This is a genomic window from Streptomyces corchorusii, from assembly GCF_001514055.1.
In the GTDB taxonomy this organism is placed as follows: domain Bacteria; phylum Actinomycetota; class Actinomycetes; order Streptomycetales; family Streptomycetaceae; genus Streptomyces; species Streptomyces olivaceoviridis.
The window spans coordinates 469,880-496,301 of the sequence record NZ_KQ948355.1; the positions used below are offsets into that span (position 1 = coordinate 469,880).

The 26,422-nt window shown below is 75.9% G+C and carries 17 protein-coding genes and 1 pseudogene; 6 read left to right on the forward strand and 12 right to left on the reverse strand.

The genetic code is table 11. The annotated features are described in order from the left end of the window. Positions 1–51: 51 nt before the first annotated feature. The 8 genes from AQJ11_RS14740 to AQJ11_RS14780 all read right to left on the reverse strand — a co-directional run bounded on the left by AQJ11_RS14740 (position 52) and on the right by AQJ11_RS14780 (position 16,051). A complete protein-coding gene (locus tag AQJ11_RS14740) occupies positions 52–4,800 on the reverse strand; it encodes a type I polyketide synthase (RefSeq protein ID WP_059263346.1) in 4,749 nt (1,582 codons plus the stop codon). Next, the gene (locus tag AQJ11_RS14745; protein WP_059263347.1) at positions 4,800–10,304 is read right to left on the reverse strand and encodes a type I polyketide synthase; all 5,505 of its coding nucleotides are present in this window, start codon (positions 10,302–10,304) and stop codon (positions 4,800–4,802) included. The genes AQJ11_RS14740 and AQJ11_RS14745 overlap by 1 nt, the downstream gene beginning before the upstream one ends. Before the next feature lie 237 nt (positions 10,305–10,541). After that, positions 10,542–11,282, reverse strand: coding sequence for an EamA family transporter (locus tag AQJ11_RS51025; protein WP_244218242.1), 741 nt, complete (start codon positions 11,280–11,282; stop codon positions 10,542–10,544). Between the two features lie 65 nt (positions 11,283–11,347). Beyond that, entirely contained in the window at positions 11,348–12,298 is a 951-nt protein-coding gene (locus AQJ11_RS14760) for a GlxA family transcriptional regulator (protein WP_059263348.1), read from the reverse strand. 23 nt (positions 12,299–12,321) lie between these two features. After that, positions 12,322–12,966 carry an HD domain-containing protein gene (locus tag AQJ11_RS14765; RefSeq protein WP_014670548.1) on the reverse strand — a complete coding sequence of 215 codons (645 nt, stop codon included), beginning with the start codon at positions 12,964–12,966 and terminating at the stop codon, positions 12,322–12,324. Between the two features lie 210 nt (positions 12,967–13,176). Then, entirely contained in the window at positions 13,177–14,406 is a 1,230-nt protein-coding gene (locus AQJ11_RS14770) for a glycoside hydrolase family 88 protein (RefSeq protein ID WP_107120831.1), read from the reverse strand. A 218-nt stretch (positions 14,407–14,624) separates the two neighbouring features. Further along, complete coding sequence (locus tag AQJ11_RS14775; protein WP_059263349.1) at positions 14,625–15,068, reverse strand: ester cyclase; 444 nt, start codon at positions 15,066–15,068, stop codon at positions 14,625–14,627. A 227-nt stretch (positions 15,069–15,295) separates the two neighbouring features. After that, on the reverse strand, positions 15,296–16,051 hold the full coding sequence (locus AQJ11_RS14780; RefSeq protein WP_059263350.1) for an FG-GAP repeat domain-containing protein: 756 nt from the start codon (positions 16,049–16,051) through the stop codon (positions 15,296–15,298). 529 nt (positions 16,052–16,580) lie between these two features. Here AQJ11_RS14780 and AQJ11_RS14785 point away from each other — a divergent pair. After that, positions 16,581–17,231: a hypothetical protein gene (locus tag AQJ11_RS14785; RefSeq protein ID WP_059263351.1), complete on the forward strand. Its 651-nt coding sequence runs from the start codon at positions 16,581–16,583 to the stop codon at positions 17,229–17,231. A 192-nt stretch (positions 17,232–17,423) separates the two neighbouring features. Here the strand turns inward: AQJ11_RS14785 and AQJ11_RS14790 are convergent, their stop codons facing one another. Both AQJ11_RS14790 and AQJ11_RS51030 read right to left on the reverse strand, forming a co-directional pair. Beyond that, positions 17,424–18,311: an NAD(P)-dependent oxidoreductase gene (locus tag AQJ11_RS14790; RefSeq protein WP_059263352.1), complete on the reverse strand. Its 888-nt coding sequence runs from the start codon at positions 18,309–18,311 to the stop codon at positions 17,424–17,426. Positions 18,312–18,330: 19 nt separating this feature from the next. After that, positions 18,331–18,723 carry an SRPBCC family protein gene (locus AQJ11_RS51030; RefSeq protein WP_059263353.1) on the reverse strand — a complete coding sequence of 131 codons (393 nt, stop codon included), beginning with the start codon at positions 18,721–18,723 and terminating at the stop codon, positions 18,331–18,333. Positions 18,724–18,755: 32 nt separating this feature from the next. Between AQJ11_RS51030 and AQJ11_RS52390 the strand changes: the two are divergent. Continuing rightward, positions 18,756–18,845, forward strand: a pseudogene (locus AQJ11_RS52390) (LysR family transcriptional regulator); the annotation flags it as partial. On the opposite strand, the gene AQJ11_RS52395 reads toward AQJ11_RS52390, so the two are convergent. Beyond that, a complete protein-coding gene (locus tag AQJ11_RS52395) occupies positions 18,804–19,253 on the reverse strand; it encodes a hypothetical protein (RefSeq protein ID WP_059263354.1) in 450 nt (149 codons plus the stop codon). The pseudogene AQJ11_RS52390 and the gene AQJ11_RS52395 sit on opposite strands and share 42 nt — an antisense overlap. Positions 19,254–19,291: 38 nt before the next feature. Between AQJ11_RS52395 and AQJ11_RS52400 the strand changes: the two genes are divergently transcribed. The 4 genes from AQJ11_RS52400 (at position 19,292) to AQJ11_RS14820 (ending at position 24,877) form a co-directional block, all read left to right on the forward strand. Further along, positions 19,292–19,612: a LysR substrate-binding domain-containing protein gene (locus AQJ11_RS52400; RefSeq protein ID WP_341846281.1), complete on the forward strand. Its 321-nt coding sequence runs from the start codon at positions 19,292–19,294 to the stop codon at positions 19,610–19,612. A 90-nt stretch (positions 19,613–19,702) separates the two neighbouring features. Further along, positions 19,703–22,552, forward strand: coding sequence for an AfsR/SARP family transcriptional regulator (locus AQJ11_RS14810; RefSeq protein ID WP_244218243.1), 2,850 nt, complete (start codon positions 19,703–19,705; stop codon positions 22,550–22,552). Positions 22,553–22,619: 67 nt separating this feature from the next. Continuing rightward, a complete protein-coding gene (gene cpt / locus AQJ11_RS14815) occupies positions 22,620–23,153 on the forward strand; it encodes a chloramphenicol phosphotransferase CPT (protein WP_175252064.1) in 534 nt (177 codons plus the stop codon). Continuing rightward, positions 23,120–24,877 carry an AfsR/SARP family transcriptional regulator gene (locus tag AQJ11_RS14820; protein ID WP_106436813.1) on the forward strand — a complete coding sequence of 586 codons (1,758 nt, stop codon included), beginning with the start codon at positions 23,120–23,122 and terminating at the stop codon, positions 24,875–24,877. Before cpt ends, AQJ11_RS14820 begins: the two co-directional genes overlap by 34 nt. A 140-nt stretch (positions 24,878–25,017) precedes the next feature. Here AQJ11_RS14820 and AQJ11_RS14825 read toward each other — a convergent pair whose 3' ends face one another. Then, positions 25,018–26,295 (reverse strand): CPBP family intramembrane glutamic endopeptidase, encoded by a 1,278-nt coding sequence (locus tag AQJ11_RS14825; RefSeq protein ID WP_059263357.1) that lies wholly within the window; start codon positions 26,293–26,295, stop codon positions 25,018–25,020. Between the last annotated feature and the right edge of the window lie 127 nt (positions 26,296–26,422).

A 26,422-nucleotide genomic window follows, 5' to 3' on the forward strand; every position in this document is an offset into this window, starting at 1 on the left:
TGTGCGAAGAGGTGGACTGCGGTGGGGCCGGGGTGTCGTGGGAGGGTGGGGTCACGCCGAGCCGAGTTCGTTGTCGATGAAGGCGAAGACGTCGTCGGCGGAGGCCTCCTCCAGCCGTCCGGCGAGGGCGGCGGCGTCCTGGCCGAGGGTCTTGTTCAGGTCGCCCAGCAGCGACTGGAGGCGGGCGGTGATCCGTGCCTGCTCGATGTCCTCGGCGGTGAGGTCGCCGAGCCGGGCCGCGACCCGGTCGAGGTCGGCGAGGACGGAGTCCACGGAGGTGTCGGCGCCCGCGAGTTCGGTGCCCAGGTGCTTGGCGAGGGCGGCGGGGGTGGCGTAGTCGAAGATGAGTGTGGCCGGCAGCGGCACCCCGGCGGCGCCGCTGATCCGGTTGCGCAGGTCGACGGAGGTGAGCGAGTCGAAGCCGAGGTCGCGGAAGGCGGTGGTGGGCTCGACCGCGTCGGCGCCGCCGTAGCCGAGGACCGCGGCGGCCTGGCCGCACACCAGCTCTTGGAGCGCGCGTTCGCGTTCGCCGCCGGTCAGGCCGGCCAGCTTCTCGGCGAAGCCGTCGACCGCGCCCGGCTCGGCGGGCCCGGCCGTGCCGCGCCGCGCCTCGGGCAGCGCGGACAGCAGGGCGCTGGGCCGGGTCGCGGTGAACGCGGGCGCGAACACGGACCAGTCGACGTCGGCGACGGTGACGGTGGTGTCGCCGCCGTCCAGGGCGCGGCGCAGCGCGGTCAGCGCGCGGCCGGGGTCGAGGGGGGACATGCCCATCGCGCGGGCGGCCGAGCGGACGGTGCCGTGGGCGGCCATGCCGTCGCCGCCCCACGGTCCCCAGGCGATCGACGTGGCGGGCAGTCCGGTGGCGCGCCGGTGCTCGGCGAGGGCGTCGAGGAAGGCGTTGGCGGCGGCGTAGTTGGCCTGTCCGGCGCCGCCGACGGTGGCGGTCAGCGAGGAGAACAGCACGAACGCCGACAGGTCCCGGTCCGCGGTGAGTTCGTGCAGGTGGCGGGCGGCGTCGGCCTTGGGGGCGAGGACGCCGGCGAACCGGTCGGGGGTGAGCGCGTCCAGGACGCCGTCGTCGAGGACGCCGGCCAGGTGCAGCACGGCGGTGAGGGGGTGCTGTTCCGGTACGGAGTCCAGCAGCGCGGCCAGTGCCTCGCGGTCGGCGACGTCGCAGGCGGCGAGGGTCACCCGGGTGCCGGCGTCGGTGAGTTCGCGGACGAGGCCGGCGGCGCCGGGCGCGTCCATGCCGCGGCGGGAGGTCAGCAGCAGGTGGTCGGCGCCCTCGGCGGCGAGCCACCGGGCGACGGCTGTGCCGACGGCGCCGGTGGCCCCGGTGACCAGCACCGTGCCGGACGGCTTCCAGGGGGCGCCGGCGCGGGCCGGGGCGTGCTCCAGCCGGCGGCCGTAGGCGCCGGACTCGCGGATGACGACCTGGTCCTCGCCGCCGGCGTCGGCGAGCAGCGCGGCCAGCCGGGCCACGGTCCGCGGGCCGGTCTCGGCGGGCAGGTCGACCAGTCCGCCCCAGCGGTCGGGGTGTTCGAGAGCGGCGACCCGGCCGAGGCCCCACACGGGGGCCTGGTCGAAGCCGGTGACGGTGGCGGCCGTGCCGTGGGCGACGGCGTCGCGGGTGACGCACCACAGCGGGGCGGTGATCCCGGCGTCGCCGAGGGCCTGCACGAGAGCGGCGGTCGCGGTGAGGGGGGTGGCCGGTGCGAGCAGGGACAGCACGCCGTCGACGCCGCCCCGGCCGGCGAGCAGCGCGGCCAGCTCGGCGCGGTCGGCCGTCGCGGGTGCGGTGAGGGTGTCGACGCGCAGCCCCTGATCGGCGAGCCCGGTCAGGACGGCCGTGGTCCACGGGTCGTCGGCCGCCGGGACGACGGCCAGCCAGTGGCCGCCGCGCGCGGGGGTGGCGGCGGGGGCCAGCGGTTCCCAGGCGACGCGGTAGCGCCAGCCGTCGGCGGCGGCGTTGGCCTGCCGCTGCCCGTGCCAGGCGGCCAGGGCCGGTACGACGGCGGCGACGGAGGTCTCGTCGGTGACGCCGAGCGTGGCGGCGACGGCGGTGACGTCCTGGTCCCGGACCAGCTCCCAGAACGGGTCGGCGGCGTCCGTGCCCGCGCGGGCCGCCGCGGCGCGCTCGGCCTGGAGGATGGGGGCGTCCTCCCAGTGCCGGTCACGGCGGAACGGGTAGGTGGGCAGGTCGACCTTGCGGCCCCCGGCGAACACGGCCCTCCAGTCGGGGCCGGTGCCGGTCAGGTGCAGCCGGCAGACGGCGTCGACGAGGGCGGCGTCCTCGGCGCGGTCGCGGCGCTGGGTGGCGATGACGTGCGGGACGACGTCCTGCGCCATGGTCGAAAGCACCGCGTCGGGGCCGACCTCAAGGAAGCGGGTGGCGCCCTCGGCGGCCAGCGCGGTGACCCCGTCGTGGAAGCGGACGGCCTCGCGGACGTGCCGCACCCAGTAGTCGGGCGAGGTCAGCTCGTCGGCCAGGCGGCCGGTGACGTTGGAGACGACCGGCAGGCGGGGCTCGTGGAAGGTGAGGCCCGCCAGTACCTCGCGGAACGCGTCGAGCATGGGGTCCATGCGGTGGGAGTGGAAGGCGTGCGACACCGTCAGCCGCTTGGTCTTGTCGAAGCGGGCGGCCACGGCGGCCACGGCCTCCTCGTCACCGGAGACGACCACCGCGCGGGGGCCGTTGACGGCCGCGATGTCGACGCCGTCGGTGAGCAGCGGCCTGACCTCGGCCTCGGCGGCCAGCAGGGACACCATGGCGCCGCCGGCCGGGAGTTCCTGCATCAGCCGGCCGCGGGCGGCGACCAGGGCGACCGCGTCGGGCAGGTCCATCACGCCGGCGACGTGCGCGGCGACGACCTCGCCGATGGAGTGCCCGGCGAGCAGGTCCGGGCGGACGCCCCAGTGTTCCAGCAGCCGGTACAGGGCGGTCTCGAAGGTGAACAGCGCGGCCTGCGTGTAGACGGTCCGGTGCAGCGGGGCGGGGTCGGTGTCCTCGTCGGACATCACCTCGCGCAGCGGCCGGTCCAGGTGGGCGTCGAAGGCGGCGCAGATCTCGTCGAAGGCGGCGGCGAACACCGGGAACGCCGCGTGCAGGGTGCGGCCCATGCCGGGCCGCTGGGAGCCCTGCCCGGAGAACAGTACGCCGAGCCGGCCGGGTTCGGGGGCCACGACGGCGGCCTGGCTGCCGTCGGCGACGGCGCGCAGACCGGCCAGCAGTTCGTCCCGGTCGCGGCCGGTGACGGCGGCCCGGTGGGTGAACACGGTGCGCGTGGTGGCCAGGGAGTACCCGACGTCGTACGGGTCGAGGTCGCCGGCGGCGGCGAGCAGCCGCTCCGCCTGCCGCTGGACGGCGTCGGCGCCCTTGCCGGACAGCACCCACGGTACGACGGGCAGCGCGGCCCGCTCCGCCGGCGTTCCGTCCGTGCCGACGGGCGGCGCCTCCTCCAGGATGGTGTGGGCGTTGGTGCCGGAGATGCCGAAGGAGGAGACACCGGCGCGGCGCGGGCGGCCGTCGGGGGTGTCCCAGGGGCGGGGCTCGGTGAGCAGGCGGACGTCGCCCGCGCTCCAGTCGACGGCGGCGGACGGCTTCTCCACGTGCAGGGTGCGCGGCAGGGTGCCGTGGCGCATCGCCATGACCATCTTGATGACGGCGCCGACGCCGGCGGCGGCCTGGGGGTGGCCCATGTTGGACTTGATGGAGCCGAGCCATACGGGCCGGCCCTCCGGCCGGTCCTGCCCGTAGGCGGCGATGACGGCCTGCGCCTCGATGGGGTCGCCGAGCGTGGTGCCGGTGCCGTGCGCCTCGACCGCGTCGATGTGGTGCGGGGCGAGCTGGGCGTCGGCGAGGGCCTGCCGGATGACGCGGACCTGGGCGGGACCGCTGGGCGCGGTGAGGCCGTTGGAGGCGCCGTCCTGGTTGACGGCGGAGCCGCGGACGACGGCCAGCACCTCGTGGCCGTTGCGCAGGGCGTCCGACAGGCGTTCCACGAGGAGCATGCCGGCGCCCTCGGCCCAGGCGGCGCCGGCCGCGTCGTCGGAGAAGGAGTGGCAGCGGCCGTCGGGGGACAGCGCGCGGCGCTCGCTGAACTCGATGAACATCTCGGGGCTGGCCATGACGGCGGCGCCGCCGGCCAGCGCCAGGGAGCACTCCCCCTTGCGCAGCGACTGGATCGCCGAGTGCAGCGCGACCAGGGAGGAGGAGCAGGCGGTGTCCATGGTGACCGCCGGTCCCTCCAGGCCGAGGGTGTAGGCGATGCGGCCGGAGACGATGCTGCCGGAGATGGTGCCGCCGATGTAGTCGTGGTGCATCAGGCCGACGAACACGCCGGTGGGGGTGCCCTTCACCGTGGTGGGGTCGATGCCGGCCCGCTCGAAGGCCTCCCAGGTGACCTCCAGCAGCAGCCGCTGCTGCGGGTCGGTGCCGGGCGCGTCCTTGGGGCTGATGCCGAAGAAGGCGGGGTCGCACTCGGCGGCGTCGTGCAGGAAGCCGCCGTGGCGGACGTAGGTCTTGCCGGGGGCGCCGGGCTCGGGGTCGTAGATCGCCTCGACGTCCCAGCCGCGGTCCGCCGGGAACTCGGTGACGACGTCGATGCCCTCGTCGACGACGCGCCACAGGTCCTCGGGGGTGCGCACGCCGCCGGGGTAGCGGCAGCCCATGCCGATGATGGCGACGGGCTCGTGGTCCTGCTCCTCCAGCTCCCGTACGCGGCGGCGGCTGCGCTCCAGCTCGGTCGTGGCCCGCTTGAGGTAGTCGCGGAGCTTGCCGGCCGTGGCCGAGTCTTCCATCACAGGGCTCCCAGTTCGTTGTCGATCCTGGCGAAGAGTTCTTCGTCGCTGGCGTCGTGGACGTCGGCCGGTGACGCGGGCCCGGTGGGGCGGGCGTGGCTGTCCTGCCAGCCCCGCAGCAGCGCTTCGAGGCGCGCGGTGACCCGGGCGTGGCTGCCGTCCTGGTCGGGCAGGGCGTGCAGGGCGGCTTCGAGGCGGTCCAGTTCGGCCAGCGCGGAGCGGGCCTGGTCGGCCGGTCCGGGCACGAGCGCGGTCTTGAGGTGGGCGGCGAGGGCGTGGGGCGTGGGCTGGTCGAACACCAGCGTCGCCGGGAGGGTGAGGCCGGTGGCGCCGGCGAGGAGGTTGCGCAGTTCGACGGCGGCGAGCGAGTCGAAGCCCATCTCCTGGAAGGCGCGTCCCGGGTCGACCGACTCCGGTGAGGGGTGCCCGAGGACGCCGGCGACATGGGTGCGGACCAGCTCCAGCAGGGCGCGGTCCCGGTCGGCGTCCGGCAGCGGGGCCAGCCGCTCGCGCCAGGAGCCGGCGGGGGCGGGCTCGGCGCCGCGCCGCCGGGCCGGCCGCACCAGGCCGCGCAGCAGGGCGGGCACACCGTCCGGCCGGGCGCGCACCGCGGCGGCGTCCAGGCGTACGGGCACCAGGACGGCGTCCGCGCCGCCGAGGCCGGCGTCGAAGGTGCGCAGCCCCTGGGCCGGGGTGAGCGGCGGCAGGCCGAGCCGGCGCAGCCGCTCCAGGTCGGCGGCGTCGATGCCGGCGCTCAGGCCGCCCGAACCGGACCACAGGCCGTAGGCCAGGGAGACGGCGGGCAGGCCGAGCGACCGGCGGTGGGCGGCGAGTCCGTCGAGGAAGGTGTTGGCGGCGGCGTAGTTGGCCTGGCCGCCGCCGACCAGCAGACCGGCCGTGGAGGACAGCAGGACGAAGGCCGACAGGTCGGTGTCGCGGGTCAGTTCGTGCAGGTTCCAGGCGGCGTCCACCTTGGGCCGCAGCACCCGGTCGACCTTGTCCGCGTCCAGGGTGGCCAGCACGCCGTTGTCGACGACACCGGCGGCGTGCACCACCGCCCGCACTTCGTGCGCGGCGAGGAGCGCGGCCAGGTCGGCGCGGTCGGCGGCGTCGCACCGGGCGAGGGTCACCTCGGCACCCGACTCGGCCAGTTCATCGGCGAGTTCGGCCGCACCGGGGGCGTCCGCGCCGCGCCGGCCGGCCAGCAGCAGGCGCCGTACGCCGTGCTCGGCGACCAGGTGACGGGCGATGAGGGCGCCGAGGCCACCGGTGCCGCCGGTGATCAGGACGGTGCCGTCCGGGTCCCAGGCGAGCGGCTCGCCGGCCTTGGCGCGGGCCAGCCGCGGCACCCGCACCTCGCCGTCCCGCACCGCGACCTCCGGTTCACCGGCGGCGAGCGCGGCGGCGAGGGCGGGGCCCGGGGCGGCGCTGTCGTCGCTGTCGACCAGCAGGAACCGGTCCGGGTTCTCGGCCTGGGCGGCGCGTACGAGTCCGTACAGCGGGGCGTGGGTGAGGTCGCCGGTCCGCAGGAGCACGGCGAGCCGGCCGCCGGCGCAGCGGTCGTCGGCCTGCCAGGCGCGGAGGGTGTCCAGGGTGGTGTTCACGCGGTCGCGGACCAGGGCGGGGAGGTCCGGCACCGGGCCGGGGGCGGCCGGTACGGGCAGGACGACCAGGCCGGGGACGGGGCCGGCGGTGGTGAGGGCGGCGAGGTCGGGGTGGTGGGGGGCGTCGAGGGCGGCGGCGAGGGCGGCGCTCCGCGTCTCGCCGGTGTCGCCCGCGCGGGTCCCGGCCGCGCCGCTGTGGCCGGGACCGGTGCCGCCGAAGCCGCACACCGCCAGGGCCGGGAGCTCGGTGGCCGCCGGGACCGGGGCCGGGACGAGGTCGATCCGGTAGAGCGGGTCGTCGCCGTCCCCGGCGAGTTGTTCGGCGGAGACGGGGCGGGCCACGAGGCTGCGCACGGTCGCGACGGGCGCTCCGGCGGCGTCGGCGAGGGTGAGGGCGACGGCTTCGGGGCCGGACGGGGTGAGGCGCAGGCGCAGGGCGTCGGTGCCCGCCGCGTGCAGGGTGACGCCGCCCCAGGCGAACGGCAGCACCGCCTGGCCGCCGGGCAGGTCCAGCAGGTTGACGTGCAGGACGGCGTCCAGCAGCGCCGGGTGGACGGCGAACGCGGCGGCGGTGGCGCGGGCGCCCTCGGGCAGTGCCGCCTCGGCGAACAGCTCGTCCCCGCGGCGCCACATGGCGCGCAGGCCCTGGAAGACCTCGCCGTAGCCGTAACCGGTGCGGGCCAGGCCCGGGTAGAGGCCGTCCAGGTCGACGGGTTCCGCGTCCCGGGGCGGCCAGTCGGTCAGGGCGGCCGGCGACGCCGCGTCGGCGGGTGCGGTGGTGAGGACGCCGGCGGCGTTGCGGGTCCACGGGGCGTCGGGGCTGTCGGCGCGGCGGGACCACACGGTCAGCTCGCGCCGTCCGTCCCGCTCGGGGCCGACGGCGGCCTGTACGGCGAGTGCGCCCTGCTCGGGCAGGATCAGCGGGGCGTGCAGGGTGAGTTCCTCGACGGTGTCGCAGCCGGTGCGCTCCGCGGCCTGGAGGGCCATCTCCACGAAGCCGGTGCCGGGCAGCAGCACGGTGCCGTGCACGGCGTGGTCGGCCAGCCACGGGTGGGAGGCGAGGGAGAGCCGGCCGGTCAGGACCGCTCCCCCGGTGTCGGGCAGGTCGGTCGCGGCGGTCAGCAGCGGATGCCCGGTGGCGCGCTGCCCGAGGCCGTCGGCGTCGCCGCTGCCGCCGGGGCCGGCCTCAAGCCAGAGGCGTTCGCGCTGGAAGGCGTAGGTGGGCAGCTCGGTGCGGCGGGCGCCGTGGGGGGCGAAGAACGCCGCCCAGTCCACGGCGGTGCCGGCCGCGTGCAGCCGGGCCACGGCCGTGACCAGGTCGCGTTCCTCGTCGCCGTCGCGGCGCAGCCCGGCGATGGTGACGGTGCCCTCGGGCAGGCAGTCCACGGCCAGGGCGGTGAGGGCCGCGTCGGGGCCGACTTCGAGGAACGTCCGCACGCCCAGCTCGTGCAGGGTGGTCAGGGCGGGGGCGAAGCGGACGGTCCCCCGGACGTGGTCCGCCCAGTGGTCCGGGGTGGTCAGCCGGCCGGGTTCGGCGAGGGCGCCGGTGAGCGTGGAGACGACCGGGATGCGCGGCTCCGAGAAGGAGCACGCGGCGGCGGCCTTGGCGAAGTCGGCGAGCATCGGCTCCATCAGCGGCGAGTGGAACGCGTGCGACACCGTCAGCCGCTTGCTCTTCCCGAAGCGGGCGGCGAGGGCGTCGACGGCCTCCTCGTCACCCGAAATCACCACGGAGCGGGGGCCGTTGACGGCGGCGAGGCCGACCCGGTCGTCCAGGTGGGGGGCGACCTCGTCCTCACCGGCGCGCAGCGCGGCCATGGCGCCGCCCGGGGGCAGGGCGGCCATCAGCGTGCCGCGCGCGAGCACGAGCCGGACGGCGTCCGGCAGGGACAGCACCCCGGCGACATGGGCGGCGGCGAGTTCGCCGACCGAGTGCCCGGCCACGAAGTCCGGGGTCACGCCCCAGGACTCCAGCAGGCGGTACAGGGCCACTTCGGTGGCGAACAGGGCGGTCTGCGCGTAGTCGGTCCGGGTCAGTGACTCCGCGTCGGTGTCGATCACTTCGGCGAGTGGCCGGGGAAGGCCCCGGTCGGCGAGCGCGCACACCGCGTCGAAGGCCTCGGCGTACACCGGGAAGGCCCGGCGCAGGGCCCGGCCCATGCCGGGGCGTTGCGCTCCCTGGCCGGTGAACAGGAACGCCGTCTTGCCGCTGACGGGGGTGAGCGGGGTCGCGGCGGCGAGCGCGGCGAGCAGTTCGCCGGTGTCCCGGCCGACCGCGACGGCGCGGTGCTCGAAGTGGGCGCGGGTGGTGGCCAGCGACAGCCCGAGGTCGGCCGGGCGTGCGCCGGGGTGCGCGTCGACGTGGTCGCGCAGGCGCGCGAGCTGGGCGGTGAGGGCTTGCCGTGTGCGGCCGGTGACGATCCAGGGGACGTGACCGCCTTCCCTCACCGGCGGGTTGGTGCCGCTCTCAGCAGGGTCGGCATCGCCGGAATCCGTATCGCCGGAAGGCGCGTCGGCGGGTGCCTGCTCCAGGACGACGTGCGCGTTGGTGCCGCTGATGCCGAAGGAGGAGACGGCGGCGCGGCGGGGCCGTCCGGTGGCGGGCCACGGGCGCCGCTCCAGGGCCAGTTCGACGGCGCCCGCGCTCCAGTCCACCTGGTCCGTGGGGGCGTCGACGTGGAGGGTGGGCGGCACCTCGCCGTGCCGCATGGCCAGCACCATCTTGATGACGCCCGCGACACCGGCCGCGGCCTGGGTGTGCCCGAGGTTGGACTTGACCGAGCCGAGCAGCAGCGGCCGGTCGGCGGGGTGTTCGCGGCCGTACGTCGCGAGCAGCGCCTGCGCCTCGATGGGGTCGCCGAGGGAGGTGCCGGTGCCGTGCGCCTCGACCACGTCGACGTCGGCGGCGGTGAGCCCGGCACCGGCCAGCGCCTGCCGGATGACCCGTTGCTGGGAGGGCCCGTTGGGCGCGGTCAGCCGGCTGCTGGCGCCGTCGGAGTTGACCGCGCTGCCCCGGATCACGGCGAGTACCGGGTGTCCGTTGCGCTGGGCGTCGGCGAGCCGTTCCAGCAGCAGCATGCCGGCGCCCTCGCCCCAGCCGGTGCCGTCGGCCGCCGCGGCGAACGCCTTGCAGCGGCCGTCCGGCGCGAGTCCGCGCTGCCGGCTGAAGTCGATGAACGTCTCCGGCGTGGACATCACGGTGACGCCGCCGGCCAGGGCCAGCGAGCACTCCCCCGACCGCAGCGCGCGCACCGCCCAGTGCAGGGCGACCAGGGAGGAGGAGCAGGCGGTGTCGACGGTGACCACCGGGCCTTCGAGGCCGAAGGTGTAGGCGACGCGTCCGGAGGCGATGCTGGCGGCGCTTCCGTTGGCGAGGTAGCCGTCGAGGTCGTCGGGTACGGAGGTGAGGCGGGTGGCGTAGTCGTTGTACATCACGCCGGCGAACACACCGGTACGGCTGCCGCGCAGGGAGGCCGGGACGATGCCGGCCCGTTCGAAGGCCTCGTAGGAGGTCTCCAGCAGCAGCCGCTGCTGCGGGTCCATGGCGAGGGCCTCGCGGGGGCTGATGCCGAAGAAGTCGTGGTCGAAGTCGGCGGCGTCGTGCAGGAATCCGCCGGTACGGGCGTAGGTCTTGCCGGGCCGTGCCGGGTCGGGGTCGTACAGGGCGTCCACGTCCCAGCCGCGGTCGGCGGGGAAGTCCGACACGGCGTCGGTGCCCGTCGCGACCAGCTCCCACAGTTCCTCGGGGGTGGTGACGCCGCCGGGGTAGCGGCAGCCGATGCCGACGACGGCGATGGGGCCGTGTGCGCGTTGCTCGTTCTCGCGCAGCCGCCGCCGCGCCTCCCGCAGATCCGCGGTCGTCCGCCTGAGATAGTCGAGCAGTTGCTCTTCGTTGTTCACCAGCGCGCCATCCGATCGAGATCGAAGTGAGGGCCTCGGCCGTGCGGATCGCCTCCGGACGGTTTCCGGTCCGCTTCCCCTCCGCTGTCGGAGGCTAGGCAGGGGCCGATGACGCGGGACACCCCTACAGCCCCCAGGGCCCCCCGGGGCGGCTAAGGGGTCCCACGGGGTCACGTGGCACGACGGACGGCGGATCGCCGGGCCGGTCCCCTACGGCGGGGCCGCTCGGTACGGTGGTCAGCGCAGGGCGATGAGCGCGATGGCGGCTGCCGCGCACACCAGGCCGGCGGTCTGCCGGCGGGTGAGCCGTTCGTGGAGGAAGGCCGGTGCCGGCAGCACCGGGACGGCCGGGTAGAGCGCGGTCAGCACGGTGGCCACGGCCATCAACTGGTGCCGCGTCGCGGCGAGGTGGAGGAGGATGGCCACGGTCCCGACCGCACCGCCCACGCCGGCCACCGCCGCGAGCCGGCCGGGCAGCATCACAGGGGACCGGTACGGGGCGAGCACCACGGCGATCAGCAGCACGGACGCGCCCCGGCTGACGACGACGGGCCACAGGCCGCCGTCCGCCCCCACCTGGGCCATCGCCAGGAACCGCACCCCGAAGCCGACGCTGGCGGCCGGCGCGGCGGACACTCCGGGGGTCACCGACCCGGCGGTCCGTGCCCAGCGCGGCGCTACGGCGCTCCGTGCCCGGCCCGGCACCACAACGCCCCGTGTCCGACCCGCCGGTACGGCGACGGCGATCCCGGCCCAGGCGACGGCGGCCGGCCGTTCACCGAGGAAGGCCACGCCCACCAGGACGGGGAGGGCGACCGCCCCCACATCGCTGACCGGTACGACGACGCTCATCCGCCCCTGCGCCATCGCCCGGTACAGGAACGCGACCCCGGCACCCGTACCGACGCCCGACAGCGCCCCGGACCCGTAGTCGCCCGCTGTCCCGCCGCCACCCGAGGAGGCGAGCGCCGGCCCCACCGCGACCGCGGTCCCGGCGGGCGTTGGACGCTCGCCGGCATCGGTGCCCGGTCAGGGGTCACGGCTCACCCGGGGACGGTCGTGCGGAAGCGGGCCCGGTAGACCGTCGGTGAGATGCCCAGCGTGTTCTGGAAGGCCCGCCGCATGGTCTCCGCCGAGCCGAAGCCGGCGCGTGCCGCGACGGTGTCGACGGGCTCGCCGCTCGCCTCCAGGAGGGCCTGGGCCGCTTCGAGCCGGATCGATTCGGCGTAGCGCCCGACCGTCATCCCGGTGTGCGCCCGGAAGAGCCGGCTCAGGTGACGTACGCTCACGCCGGCCCGGCGCGCCAGGGCGGTCAGGTCATGGTCCGCGCCCGGATCCGCGCCGACGACGTCCATGACCTGCCGGACGACGGGGTGCGTGGACTCGCGCAGGGTCAGTCGCGCGCTGAACTGGGACTGACCGCCCGGACGCGCCATGAAGACCACCAGTTCCCGCGCGACCTCGCGGGCCACGTCGGGTCCGTGGTCCTCCTCGACGAGGGCCAGGGCGAGATCGATGCCCGCGGTCACTCCGGCGGAGGTGACGACGTTGCCGTCACGGACGAACAGGGCGTCCGTCTCCACGGTCACCCCGGGGTAGGCGAGCGCCAGTTCCCGGGCCAGGCGCCAGTGCGTGGCGGCCCGCCGTCCGTCGAGCAGCCCGGCCTCGGCCAGCATGAAGGCGCCGGCGCACACCGAGGCCACGCGGCGGGCCCGCCCGGCCAGCGCCGCCGTCCCGGCCACCAGCGCCGGGTCGGCGACGGCCTCCCGCCAGTCCCGCCGGCCCGGGACCACGAGCGTCCCCAACCGCGCCGGCAGGTCCTCCCAGCCGCCGGCGGCGTCCAGCCGTACCTGGGCGGAGGTGGCCACGGGCCCCGCGGCGGCGGACACGACCCGCACGTCGTACCGGGCCCCGTAGGCGTTCGCGGTCGTGAAGACCTCCGCGGGTCCGGCCACGTCAAGCAGTTGGACACCGGGGAAGGTCAGCACGGCCACGACATGCCGTGGGCGCGTGGGGCTCACTCCGGCCACGGCGATTCGAGGATGGTCCGCACGAAGTCGCCTCGCTCGAATCCCGGCACGTAGTGCTCCAGGACGTCGGCCTTGACGTTGCCGAACGTGGTCTCGGGCTTGGGACGGATGCCTTCGGTGAAGGCGTCGAGGATCTGCCGCTTGAAGTCGGGGCGGGGGTGCAGCGCGACGACGGCCGCACGGTCGGCGGGGGCGATGTCGTGGTATCCGATGCCCAGCACGTCGTACTCCACACCGGCGGTGACCAGCGCCACCTCGGGCTCCATGAACTCCGGGATGCCGGGCGTGGTATGCAGGGCGATCGCCGTCCACACCCGGCGGATGCCGTCCTCGGGCACGTCGTGGTCCCGCAGGAACCGGCGGGCCGCGTCCGCCCCGTCGACCTCGAAGCGCCGGCCGCTGCCGTGGAAGCGCGCGCCGAGGCCGAGGTCGTGGAACATGGCGCCGATGTACAGCAGTTCCGGGTCGAAGCCGATGTCGCGTCGACGGCCCTGCAAGGCGCCGAACAGGTAGACGCGGCGCGAGTGGTGGTAGATCAGGTCGCTCGTCTCGTCCCGCACGAGCTGGGTCGCCTCCCGGGCGAGCTTGGTGTCGGGCACGGTGATTCCGCCTGCCACGGACTCGTCAGCCATCTTTGCACCTCATGTTTGCCAGTCGTTCGCGCGCCATCGCGCGGTGACCTCAGTGTCGGCCCGCGGGTGCGGGCGGCACCATGTCCATGAGGACAGGCAACCCATAGATCCGGACATCCGTCGCCGGGGCCCGCCGCTCCCCGGCTCCGGGTTCCGCGCCAGTGCGGACGGCGGCCGGGAGGACGTCCCCCCGGTCGCCGCGCCGTCGGCTCACGCCGGCTGCGACAGGTCGATCGCCCGGTCGACGGCCTCGGGCCGGAGCACGCGCAGGATGCCTTCGAGGAGGTAGTAGTCCGCGTAAGGGAGGGAGACCTCGATGCCGTCCTCGGCCGGGCGGTTGCGGGTGCAGCGCGCCACGACCGCGTCGGCGCGGGCCGAGTTCCTCGTCAGGCAGGTGTCCGCGAGCGCGGTGAGCAGCCGCAGCGCGACCTCCCGGTAGGTGTGTCTGCCCGTGGCCGCGTGCAGGTCGAGCAGGCCGCACGCCATGATGGCGCCGGCGGAGGCGTCCTTGATGTCGTGCGGCTGCTGCGGCGCGCGGTAGTCCCACACCGGCACGTGGTCCGGGGTCAGCGCTCCGATGGCGAAGTCGGCGAGCCGGCGCGCGGTGTCCCGGAACTCCTTGTGCCCGGTCCGCCGGTACATCGTGGTGAAACCGTAGATGCCCCAGGCCTGCCCGCGCGACCAGCAGGAGGTGGGGCTGTAGCCCTGCACCGTGTTGGGGCCGATGGGGGCGCCGGTGTCCGGGTCGAAGTCGAACACGTGCGGGGTGGATCCGTCGGGGCGGGGGAAGACGCGCTGCGCGGTCCTCGCGTGCTCGACGGCGATGTCCAGGTAGGTGTCGTCACCGGTCTGCCGGCTCGCGAACGCCAGCAGATCGAGGTTCATCATCGTGTCCATGATAACGCGGCCCGCGTTGGCGCGGTCCGTCAGCGCGCCCCAGGCCCGGATGAACTTCCCGCGTGGGTTGTACCGCTGGATCAGGGAGTCGGCCGCCCGTATCGCGCCCGTCCGCCACTCGTCGTCACCGGTCAGGCGCCAGGCGGTGACCCAGGACGGGGAGAAGAGGAAACCGAGGTCGTGCGTGCTCGTGTCGTCCTGCCGGGGGGCGAGGTTCCGGGCCGACTCGACCGCCCACGCGCGGAAGGCGTCGTCCCCGCTGTACAGCCAGGCCATCCACAGCGTTCCGGGCCAGAAGCCGCCCACCCAGTCGCCGTTGCGCGAGTACGTCCACTTCTCGAACTTGGTCCCGACCGGGAAGCCCGTCACTCCGGGCGCGACGGTGCGGACCTTCTCCACGGCGTAGTCCGCCGCGGCGCGCAGTGTCCGCGTGGTCGCGCCTGGTGGCTGCCGGTCCGACGCCGCCGCGGCAGGCACCGCGGAGGTCCCTACGGCCGCCGCACCGGCCGCCGTGGCCAGCAACGCACGCCGGGAAACGCTCATGCTCGCCCTCCAACTCCACTGTGGACAAGAGAAGTTGGCTGAGCCTTGCACACCGGCCACGACCATGTACACCCATGTGTGCAGAGTTCATCACTGTGAACAGAGTCGGTTCCGAGGGGCATCGGAGTCGTGCCGGAGCCGGACGTAGCCGACCGGCTGAGCGGTGTTCCAGCTCTCGGCGAGGCCGGGGGCGACCCGGCCGGACCCCGGACGCGGGTTCAGGACGGGCCGCCGGGGACCATGCCCAGTTGCCGCATCTGCGTGAGGACGTCGACGACACCCCAGACCTCGGCGACGCGGCCGTCCGCGAACCGGAGGACGAAGATCTCCTGGTACCTGACGGGCCTCCCGGTGGCCGGGAGGCCCTGGTACTCCCCCTGGTGCGTACCGGTGACGGTGTTCCGGAAGACGACCTTGTCCCCCTCCGCGATCTCGTCCTCGATCTCGACGCGCAGGTCGGGGAATGCGCGCAGAAGCGCCTCCCACACGCGTTTGAGTGCCTGCGCGCCCGTCGCCCCCATCGGTACCGGCGCGTGGAACAGCAGGTCCGGCGCGACGATCTCGTCGATCGCCTTCGAGACGGTCTCCAGGTCACCGGTGTGGACGGCGTCGCGCAGGCGGCGGAACGTCGCTTTGTTGCGTGCTTCCCGGGCTGTCGGCACGGGGTGGCTCCTCGGGTCGGCGCGAGTCCTCGGGTCGGTTCTCGCTCGTACGCCCTCTACGACGGGCCGGCCCTCCGGCATGTGACATCGCCGCGTACGCCGCACATGGTCCTCACCGTGGCCGACCACCTCTCCCCGTACGTCCTGGAGGGGACCCTGCACCGCCTGGCCCTGGTAGCCCGCCGTGCCGGAGAAGATGCTCCCCGGGTGAGCACACGGCGCGGGGGTCAGCCGGCTCGCGCCCGTGTCCCGCAGGGCGGGTAGAACGGGGCCGCCCCCGCGTGGGGCAGCGGGGACGGGGGGTGGTAGCCCGTGGCCGGGGCGTCCGTCGTGTAGGCGCGGGTGTCCGGCGACAGGCCCCGGTGCGGGTCGCCCAGGCGGGCCTGGATCTGGTAGGTGCCGTCTCCGGAGTACGTGTACGCCGTCAGGTCGGGATACCGGTCGTGGTTGTAGTCGGCCACCGCGATGTCCTTCGTGGCCCCCAGGTCGAGGGGGACGGTCCGCCGGCTGCGGCCGGTGTCGGAGAAGGGTCCCAGCCTCAGTTCGGCCACCCGGGGCCGAACCGGGTCGTCGCCGCCCTGCTCCTGCCCCGCCACGACGACCAGGTCGGCCCAGCCGTCCCGGTCGAAGTCCGCCACGGCGGTGCTCACGTACTCCTGCCGGCCCGCGGTGCGGTCGGCCAACCCCCGTGCCCCGACCGTCGTTTCGCGGGGCGAGCCGATGCCGAAGGTGATGGCCGACCGGGCACCCCGGTGGGACGGGTCCGTGATCCGGTCCGGCAGACCGTCGTTGTTCACATCGGCGATCAGGTCCCCCGATCGCGTCAGACAGGCGGTGACGGCGGGCGGTCCCGCCGGACGCGGCGGGGGCCCGCCCAGGCGGTCCTCGCCGCCGGCGAGGAGCAACAGCCCGCCCGCCAGCAGGAACGCCGTACGGATGAGCCGTCTCGGCCGGGAGGTACCGCTGGGTTGACGCACGGGCATGGGCAGGGATCGTAGTCACCGGGCCGGGTGCGCCCGGGGGCGGGGCCCCGGCGGATGTTCCCGACCGCCACGGTGCTGCGGGACCGCGACCACCCGAGCGTGGTGATCCGGCCGCTCGGCAACGGGATCGAACTACGACGCCGATGGCACGGGTTCGGTTACCCGTACCTCTGCTTCCAGGGCCAACTGCCTTACTGTACAGGCGAGTTGACGACGGTCGCCCACCGCGACGGCGGGGGGACCGGCCGGACGTCCCCTGGTCGTCCTCCGCACGGCCAAGCGGCCGGGCCGCGTCACCCTTGCCGCGCGGGCACCCGGACTCCGCCCGGCCCGGCTCACCCTGCCGGTGGCACCCACGTGACGGCCCGCCGGTCCGACCGGGCTCGCGCCTGCCCTCACCGACGGTATGCTGGCGCGCCCGGTAGCGGCCCGGAGCGGGTTGTCGGTCAGCCGCTGCCGCCTCGCCAACGGTGAAAACGGGTTGACCGACCCGTATCATCCAGGTGTCGCACCGTCAGGAGCGGAGGAAATGATGCCGGAAAGCGCCGGGCCCGTCACCGAATTGACCTCTCAGTACGTCAGCCAGGTGACCAACGACCTCGAACACAACCTCAAGGAGCAGGAACGCATCACGGCTGAAATCGCCGTGCTACAGGAGCAGTTGGCCACCCTTCAGCATGACCACGGCACCCTGCTGAACATGCAGCAGGCACTCGGCCTCGCCGCACCGGCCGGGCGGGCGGTCGTACCCGCCCCGCGCAAGAAGAGCGGCGGCACGCGCCGCGCCGACGACAAGAAGCCCGCGGCGGCGAAGCCGGTGGCCAAGAAGACGGCGACGAAGAAGGCGGTGGCGAAGAAGGCGGTGGCGAAGAAGGCGACCGCCGGGAAACCGGCGGCCACGAAGGCGTCGCCGTCCGAGCCCGCTCAGCCCACGCTGATCGAACTCGTCCGCCGGCACCTGGCGGAGCAGACGGAGCCCCGTTCCGCCGCCGAGGTCAGCGAGGCCCTGATCCAGGCGTATCCCGAGCGCGGGATCCAGAGGAAGGTCGTCCGCACCACGCTGGAGAACCTTGTGGCGAAGAACGGCGCCCAGCGCACCAAGCAGGGCACCTCCGTCTTCTACGTCGTGCAGGGCGAATCGGCGCAGGAGACCACGGAGGGCGCCGAGACGGGCGCGTGAGCGCCCGCCGCGCCGAGCGGCCGGCGGCGGCCGAGCGAGGCCACACGGAGGTCCGCGCCTCGGCCGGGCTCCTCGCCCCGGGCCGCCGGTCGCCGGACGCAAACACGCTCGCCGTCCTTCAGCGTGCCCCCGCCGCGCCGGCGCTCGGCCCCGGTGTGGACACCGGGGCGCCGTCGGGGCACGAAGAGAACCTCACCGGTCGGCGGAGCCGAAGCTGGCGAAGTAGGCCGCGACCATGTCCTCGTCGGCGTGGCCCTGTGCGGCGGCACGCTCCATGCGCTCGGCGCTCGCGGCGGCCACGTCGAGGCGCACGCCGTGCTGCTCACCCGCCTGGACGATGAGCCGGGCGTCCTTGGCCGCCGTGGCCACCGCGAACTGGGCCGGGGTCAACGGGCCGTCGAGGATCAGCTTCGACTTGGCCCGCAGGTACCCCATGTCCAGCGGGCCGCCCTCGATCGCGTCGAAGAAGTTCTGCGGGTCCACGTCGAGCCCCCGGGCCAGGGCCAGCACCTCGCCGGCCGCGGCGGTGATCGCGAGGACCCAGCTGTTGGCGACGAGCTTGAGGCGGCTCGCCGTGCCGGCCGCGCCGTCCTCGCCGGTCCACACGGTGCGGGACCCGACCGCGTCGAACACCGGGGCCACCGTCGCCCGGTGCTCGCTCGGGCCCGCGGCGAGGACGAGGAGCTGGCCGGCCTCGGCGGGCTGGCGGGTGCCCAGCACCGGCGCGTCGAAGAAGACGAGGCCGTGTTCCCGGGCGAAGGCGGCCAGGTCGCGGATGGCCTCGACACCGGCGGTGGTGGACTGCACCCACGCGGCACCGGAGCGCAGCGCGGGGGCGGCCTCGCGCATGACGTCCAGGGTGGCCGGGCCGTCGTAGAGCATGGTCAGGACGACGTCGGCGCCCTCGACGGCCTCGGCGGGCGTGCCGGCGACGTGCGCGCCGTCGGCGGCGAGCGGTTCGGCTTTGGCGCGGGTGCGGTTCCAGACGCGGACGGTGTGTCCGGCCCGCGCGAGGTTGCGGGCCATCGCGGCACCCATGATGCCGGTGCCCAGGACACTCACGGTGAGCTTGTCGGTCATGACGTCAACTCCCAGGGGACTATGCGGCTTCGGCGGCGCGGACCAGGCCGTCCAGCCACGCCTGATGGCCGTTCGGCACCGGGTTCGGCGTCTGCCGGGCCAGTGCGGCGGCCGGTCGGCCGATCTGCGTCTCCCGGGTGAGGATACGGACCCGGCCGCCAGAAAGATCTTCCACCAGCCAGACGTGCGGCACGTCGAGCCCCTCCTCCGGCGCGCCGTCCTGCCGCGCCGTCCAGGCAGCCGGCCCGGGACGCCCTCGGCCGAAGGTGCCGAAGCGGAAGGCGAGGCCGTCTTCCAGCACCGGGCCGCCGCCCAGCGGGAAGGAGATGTCGGCGACGTTGTCGTAGTACGACTCCCAGGTGGCGGTGTCGCTCAGAAAACGCCGGATCCGGGCGGCGGTGAGGCCCCGCACGCCGACCTGAACCTGCTGCGGACCTTCTGGCCGTGTACCGCGCGGGCCCCTTCACCGCAGCCGCCCCCGCCCTCGGGCTCTCACAGCCGACTGTGACCGCCCAGATCCGCACCCTGGAGCAGCAGACCGGCCGGGAGCCGCTCACGCGGCTGCCGCGCGGTGTGGAACCCACCCCGGCCGCCCACGAGCTCGCGGTCCGGCCGACGGGTCCGCTGGACGCGCTCGCCGCTCCGGAGGGCGCCGGCCCGTCGGCCGGGCAGGCCGTGCCCGTGCACCCCGCCGGCCCGTCGGAGCTGCTCTGCGTGCGGGCGCTGCCCGCGCTGGTGCCCCTCGTCGCCGACGGGGTCCGGCTGCGGGTCGCGCAGGGGCTGCCCGAGCCGCTGCTGGAGGAGATGCGGACCGGCCGGCACGGCCTGGTCGTCGCCACCCGGCGCCCACGGGGCCGGAACGTGGAATCGGTGCCGCTCGCCGGCGAGGAGTACCTGCTGGTCGCAGCACCCGCCTGGGCCGAACGCCCGCCGCGCACCCACGAGCGGAGGACCTGTGCGCCGCCCCGCGCGAGGTACCCCTGGTCACCTACGCCGAGGACCTGCCCCTCGTACGGCGCTACCGGCGGACCGTCTTCGGCGAGCGGCACACCGCGCGTGCCGCGGTCACCGTGCCAACCCTGTACGCGGTCCTCTCGGCGGTCGCCGCGGGCGCCGGTTACAGCGTGCTGCCCCGCTCCCTGTGCCGGGAACACCTCGACTCCGGCCGGCTCGCCCCGCTGCACGAACCGGAAGCGGCCCCGCCGAACACCCTGGTCCTCGTCCGGCGCCCCGGTGCGGAGACCGACCCCGGCGTGGTCCGGGTACGGGAGACCCACCGGCGCGCCGCCCGGGGCCGGTAACGCGAGCCGCTGCTTGCGGAGTCCGCCGTTCCTGCCGGTTTCCCCTGGACACGTACAGTCGGGGCCGAAAGGGTGAGCGGAGGGAGCGGGATGCCACAAGGGGTGTCGGTGCGGTTCGCGGTGCTGGGGCCGGTGCGGGTCTGGCGGGGGGCGGAAGAGCTGGACGCCGGCGGGCCGCAGGCGCGGGCGTTGCTGGCCCTGCTGCTGCTCCGGGCCGGTCAGCCCGTGCCCGTGCCCGAGATCGTCGACGTGCTGTGGGGGCCGGGTCCGCCGCCCACCGCCCTCAACGTGGTCCGCCGGCACGTCGGCTCGCTGCGGCGGCTGCTGGAGCCGGGGCTGCCCGCGCGGACGCCGGGGCACCGGCTGGTGCGCGGCGCGGGCGGCTACCGGCTCGTCACCGACGGGGACGACGTGGACCTCGCACGGTTCCGGGCACTGCGGCAGGAGGCCCGGCGGGCCGTCGCCGAGGGCGCGCCCGGGCGGGCCGTGGATCTGCTCGGCCGGGCGCTGACGCTGTGGGCCGGTCCCGTCGCCTCCGGCCTCGCCCCGGACGTGCGGGAACGGCTCGGGGCGGACGGGCTGGAGCGCGAGCGGCTCGCCGCGCTGCGGGAGGCGGCCGACGCGGCCTTGCAGGCGGCCGTGCCCGGCGCGGTCCTCGCCCGGCTGCGGGAGGCCGCCGCCGCGCATCCGCTGGACGAGCCCCTGCTGGCCCGGCTGGTCCTGGCCCTGGCGGCCACCGGCCGGCGGGCCGAGGCGCTCGCCACCTGCCGGGACGCCTGCCGCCGGCTCGCCGAGGAGCTGGGCCTCGACCCCGGGCCCGAGCTCCAGGAGGCCCATCGGACGGCGCTGGGCGGGACAGGGGACGGGGACCCGGTGGAGCCGCCGCTCGCGGAAGCCGTCGTCGCGCGTCCCGTCGTACCCGCCCAACTGCCGCACGACCTGCCCGCGTTCACCGGTCGGCACATCGAACTGGCCGAGCTGCTGGACCCGCTCGCCGGTGGGGAGCCCGTCGGGACGGTGCTGGTCTCGGCGCTCGGCGGGATGGCCGGGGTGGGCAAGACCACGCTGGCGGTGCACTGGGCCCACCGGGTCGCCGACCGCTACCCGGACGGGCAGCTCTACGTCGACCTGCGCGGCTTCGCCGCCTCCGCGGCGGTCACCGACCCCGGTGAGGCCGTCCGCGGTTTCCTGCACGCGCTCGGGGTACCGCCCGAGCACGTGCCCCAGGGCCTCGCCGCGCAGGCCGCGCTGTACCGCAGTGTGCTGGCGGGGCGCCGGGTGCTCGTGCTGCTGGACAACGCGCGGGACGCCGAGCAGGTACGGCCGCTGCTGCCCGGCACCCCCGGCTGCCTCGCCATCGTCACCAGCCGGGACGACCTGACCGGGCTGGTGGCCGCGCACGGCGCCCGCTCGCTGACCCTGCGGCCGTTCGACGCCGGCCAGTCGCGGGACTTCCTCGCCGGACGGCTCGGGGCGGAACGGATCGCCGCCGAGCCGCGGGCGGTGGACGAGATCGTCGCCCGGTGTGCCGGGCTGCCCCTCGCCCTGGCCTGCGTGGCCGCCCGCGCCGCCCTGCGCCCGGACTTTCCGCTGGCGGCCGTGGCCGCCGAACTGCGCGAGGCTCGCGGCGGCCTCGCCGGGTTCACCCGGCCCGGCACCCCGGTGGATGTCGCCACCGTCTTCTCCTGGTCCACCCGGGCCGTGTCGTCCGCCGCCGCCCGGCTGTTCCGGCTGCTCGCCCTGCACCCCGGCCCGGACCTGTCGGCGGCCACCGCCGCCGCGCTCGCCGGTCTGCCGCCGCGCCGGGCGCGCTCGCTGCTGGCCGAACTCGCCGCCGTACATCTCGTCACCGAACCGGCGCCCGGGCGCTACGGCTTCCACGACCTGCTCCGCGCCCACGCCGGTGACCTCCTCGCCGAGCACCACAGCGAGGCCGAGCGGCAGGAGGCCCGCGACCGGCTGTTCCGGCACTACGTCGAGCGCGCCCACGCCGCCGGAATGCTGCTCGACCCCAGCGGTGACGCCCCGGCGCCGGCGCCCGCGCCGCCGGACCCGCGGGCCGTGCCGTTCGCCGACGACAGCGCGGCTCTGGCCTGGCTCACCGCCGAACACCCGGCGCTGTCGGCCGTCCTCCGGGCGGCGGCCACGACCGGCCACGACCGGTACGCGTGCCTGCTGGCCTGGTCCCTGGAGCCGTACTTCGAGCGGCGCGCCCACTGGCACGACGGACTGGCCGCCCAGCGCACCGCCCTCGACGCCGCGCTGCGGCTCGCCGACCCCGCCCTGGAGGCGCGCGCCCTGCGCGGGCTCGCCCGGGCGGAGGGCAGGCTGGGCCTGTCCGACGAGAGCCGGGCCCGCCTCGACCGGGCGCTCACGCTGTTCACCCTGGCCGGCGACACCGTCGGCCGGGCGGGCACCCACCGCAGTCTGGGCTGGGCGTGCGAGCAGGAGGGCGACCTGGCGGGGGCCCTGCGGCACAACCAGCTCGCCCTGGAGCTGTACCGCGCCGCCGGGTCCCGGCCTGCGCAGGCCAGCGTCCTGAACTCCGTCGGCTGGTACCACGCGCTGCGCGGCGAGTACCGGCCGGCCCTCGCGCGCTGCTTCGAGGCCCTGGCCCTGCTCCAGGACCTGGGCGACCGGTACGGGCAGGCGGCGGCCTGGGACAGCATCGCCTACGCCTACCACTGCCTGGGCCGGCATCCGCACGCCCTGCTCGGCTACCGCAACGCGCTGACGCTGTACCGGGCGCTCGGCGTCCCGTACCCGGAGGCCGACACGCTGACCCGCATGGGCGACACACACCTGGCCACCGGTGACCGGGAGGGCGCGCGGGCCGCCTGGGAGCAGGCCCTCGCCCTGCTCACCCGGCTCGGTCATCCGGACGCGGAACGGGTCCGGGAGCGGCTCGCCGGCCGGGAGGAGCGGTCCGGTGCGGGATGACAGCGCCCGGGGTCCGGGGCGCCAGGCGGGTTGGCCGCCTGGCCGGACGGCTCCGTAGGCTGGCACGGTGACGACTCAGGTGATCCTTCTCAACGGTGGTTCCAGCGCGGGGAAGTCCGGGATCGGGCGGTGCCTGCAAGCCGTACTGCCCGACCCCTGGCTGGTGTTCGGCATCGACTCGCTGGTCGACGCACTGCCTCCGGCACTCCGAGGAGCGGACGGCGGGATCGAGTTCGCCGAGGACGGCGGGGTCGAGGTCGGTGCGGGTTTCCGGGCGCTGGAGGCCGCTTGGATGGAGGGTGTCGCGGCGACGGCCCGCGCGGGCGCCCGGATCGTCGTGGACGACGTGTTCCTCGGCGGGGCGGCCTCGCAGCAGCGGTGGCGGAAGGCCCTCGCCGGACTGGACGTCCTGTGGGTGGGGGTGCGGTGCGACGCCGAGGTCGCCGCGGCACGGGAGATCGCGCGGGGGGACCGGACCCGGGGCATGGCGGCGGCCCAGGCCGAGGTGGTGCACGACGGGGTGGCGTACGACCTGGAGGTGGACACCACCCGCACCGAGTCCCTGATGTGCGCGCGGACCATCGCGGCCCGCGTCGGCTGACCGGCGACGGGGTGGTGCGCGTGCCCGGCGGGCTCGGTGACGTGGCGCGGTCCGAGGTGCTGCGGTTCGAGGTGCTCGGCCCCCTGCGGGTGCTGCGCGCGGGGAGCGAGCTGGACCTCGGGTATCCGCAGGCGCGGGCGCTGCTCGGCGTGCTCCTGGTGTGGCCGGGCCGGCCCGTGCGGATGAGCACGATCGTCGACGTCCTCTGGCCGGGCCGGCCGCCCGCCGACGCGCCGAACGCGGTACGGCGGCACGTCGGCACGCTGCGCAGGCTGCTGGAGCCCGGACTGCCCCCGCGCGCACCCGGGCGGCGCCTGCTGGGCCGTACCGGCGGCTATCTGCTGGAGGCGGCGGCCCACGAGGCCGACCTGCCGCGCTTCCGCGCCTTCACCCGGCGGGGCATGCGGGCCGCCGCCACCGCGCGCCCCGAGCAGGCGGTACGGCACTTCGCCGGGGCCCTGCGGCTGTGGCGCGGCCCGGTGGCGGCCGGCCTGCCGGGACCGGTGCGCGCGCATCCGCACTTCGCGGCCGTGGACCGGGAGATCCTCCGCACGGCGCGGATGGCGGCGGACGCCGCGCTGCTGTGCGGGCGCGCGGACCAGGTGCTGCCGAGCGTGCGCCGGGCGGTCGCGCTGAACCCGCTCGACGAGCCGCTGCTGGCCCGCCTGATCCTGTCCCTGGCGGCGTGCGGGCTCCAGGCGGAGGCGCTGGCCACCTACGAGGACGCGCGCCGCGACCTCGCCGCACAGCTGGGGGTGGCTCCCGGCGCCGAACTGGCCGCGGCCCACGCCCGCGTCCTGCGCCGGCAGATACGCCCCGCCCGGCACCGGCTCCCCGCCGCCCCGCCGGACCCCGCGCGCCCCTTCGTCCGCCCGGCCCAACTCCCGCCGGACCTCCCGGTCTTCACGGGCCGCAACCGAGAACTGACGGCGCTGGACGCGCTGTTGGACGGGGAGACCGCGGGGGCACCACAAACAGCGCCGGATGCCCTGCGGGGCGCGGAAGCGGTGCCGGACGCGCCGGCCCCCTCGACCGGCGTCTGCCCCGCGTCGGGTGTGCTGATCAGCGGTCCGGCCGGTGTCGGCAAGACCGCGCTGGCGGTCCACTGGGCGCACCGGGTCGCCGACCGCTTCCCGGACGGTCAGCTCCACCTGGAGCTGGGCGGATCGGCTCCCCATCAGGCCGCCCTGGAGCCGGCCGAGGCACTGCGCCGGCTGCTCGGGGCCCTCGGTGTGTCCACGCGGAGCATGCCCGAGGGCGTGGCCGCCCTCGCCGCGCGGTACCGCGGTGTGCTGACGGGACGCCGACTGCTCGTCCTGCTGGACGACGCCGCCTGCCTCGCACAGCTCCGCCCGCTGCTGCCCGAGGCGCCGGGCTGCCTGACGGTGGTCACGAGCCGGGGCGGGCCGATCGGGCCGAGGCCGGTGGCCGAACCCGCCGGGCCGGCAGGACGGCTCGGGTTGTCCGGGTCCCGGGAGCGGGCCGCCGGGGCCCTGCGCACGTTGTACCTGGGTCTGCCCTGCGAGGCGGACGCCCGTGACCTGCTCGCCCGGCGGATCGGTGCCGCGCGACCGGCCGCCGAGCCGGAGGCCGTGAGGGAGATCGTCCGGCGGTGCGGCCGGCTGCCCTCCGCCCTGGCCCTCGTGGCCGCACGCGCGGCGAGCCGCAGGGACTTCCCGCTGGCGGCCCTGGCCGCCGACCTCGCCGAGGACGCGGAGCCCTGAGAAGGGCACACCGGAGGACCGGGGTCGACGCGCGCCCTGCTCCAGGGCGTCCTCCTCGGCTTCGGCCCTGCACACCGCCTGAGCGGGGCCGGCGGCGTCCGCGTGGTGGACGGGACGCCCGGGGGCGAGCCGGCCGCGGCCTACGTACGGTCCGTGCCGTCTCCCCCGGCGCCCGGAGAGGCGGGAGGAAGGGCCGTACCGGTCTCGGGCCGACCGGCCGGGGGCGGTGCCGGGACGGTCCCGTCCGGTGCCGTCGGGGGAACGCCCGCACCCGGTCCGCCCTGACCGGCCCACGGCCCGGCACCGGCCGCACCGGGCCCCGGCCGCCCCGCCCACGGCCCGACGCCCCCCGCGCCCGGCCCCGGCTGTCCCGCCCACGGCGGCGCACCCGCCACCCCCGGACCCCATCCCGGCTGCGCCGTCCACTGCTGCGGCACCGGTACACCGTTGCCGTACGGGTGGCCCGGCGGGAGGGCCGGTGGCCGGGGTGCCGGAGCCGTGCGGTCCAGTCGGCGGCGGCGCAGCCACCAGGCCACGGCCGCCGTGTACAGCGCGATGCTCAGCACGTCGAGCACGACGAGCTGCCAACTCGCGTCGGCGGCGGTCTCGTCGCTGGTGAGCCCGTCCACGACGGCGGCCGAGACGCCGAAGGCGAACAGGTTGTTGACGGTGTGCAGGGCGATGGACGCCTCCAGTCCGCCGGTGCGCCAGGTCAGCCAGCCCGCGGCCACACCGAACACCACGAGGTCGGCGAAGCCCCAGGGCGTGCCCCAGCCGTGGGCTGCGGCGAACAGGACCGCCTGGGGCAGCAGCGCGGCCCACGGCGAGCGCAGGAACGCCCCGGCGGTCTGCGTCAGCCAGCCGCGGAACACGTACTCCTCGGCGGCGGCCTGCACCGGCACCAGCAGCACCAGCATGACCAGGGCCCGTCCGAAGGCCGGCCATCCCACCCACTGGCTGTCCGGCTCGCCGTCCGCGGGGAGCAGGAACAGACAGCCCATCGCGAGGCCCACGATCGGTACGGCGGTCAGCACGCACAGCAGCAGCCAGCGCCATCTCAGCCGGCCGGTCACGGAGGACACCGTGCCGGCCGGGCGCCGTCCGATCCAGCGCACGACCAGCAGCAGGACGGGTATGCCGACCGCGATGCAGAGCAGGTCGACGGCCGTCTCGGAGACGGGGCCGAACTCCGGCCAGCCGTCGTCGTCCTGGGGGTAGCCCAGGCCCGACCCCAGGGCCGCGACGAGGAACATGAGGACGACCACGGTGGTCATGTACGCCACGGCCACGACCAGGGTCCCGAGCAGGGGGCGCCACCACCGGTAGCGCGGTGAGAGGCGGGCCAGACGGTGGTAGGGGAGCTGCTCGGTGAACTGCGCCTGCGCGGGGGGCAGCAGCAGTGGCTGTGGCTGTGTCATGGCGTCAGCCTGCCGAAAGACACCGCGACGCGCCATCGGCTTGCGGCAGGACCGGCTTCTCCGCCCGGCGGGGCCGACCGCATTCCGCGCCGCCGAGGTCGATGTCCGTTCGCCGCCGGTGCTCCGC

Coding starts and splice junctions, on each gene's coding strand:
- AQJ11_RS14740 (WP_059263346.1), bottom strand. CDS start 4,800: ATGGAAGACTCGGCCACGGCCGGCAAGCTCCGCGACTACCTCAAGCGG.
- AQJ11_RS14765 (WP_014670548.1), bottom strand. CDS start 12,966: ATGGCTGACGAGTCCGTGGCAGGCGGAATCACCGTGCCCGACACCAAG.
- AQJ11_RS14770 (WP_107120831.1), bottom strand. CDS start 14,406: ATGAGCGTTTCCCGGCGTGCGTTGCTGGCCACGGCGGCCGGTGCGGCG.
- AQJ11_RS14780 (WP_059263350.1), bottom strand. CDS start 16,051: ATGCCCGTGCGTCAACCCAGCGGTACCTCCCGGCCGAGACGGCTCATC.
- AQJ11_RS14785 (WP_059263351.1), top strand. CDS start 16,581: ATGATGCCGGAAAGCGCCGGGCCCGTCACCGAATTGACCTCTCAGTAC.
- AQJ11_RS14790 (WP_059263352.1), bottom strand. CDS start 18,311: ATGACCGACAAGCTCACCGTGAGTGTCCTGGGCACCGGCATCATGGGT.
- AQJ11_RS14810 (WP_244218243.1), top strand. CDS start 19,703: ATGCCACAAGGGGTGTCGGTGCGGTTCGCGGTGCTGGGGCCGGTGCGG.
- AQJ11_RS14825 (WP_059263357.1), bottom strand. CDS start 26,295: ATGACACAGCCACAGCCACTGCTGCTGCCCCCCGCGCAGGCGCAGTTC.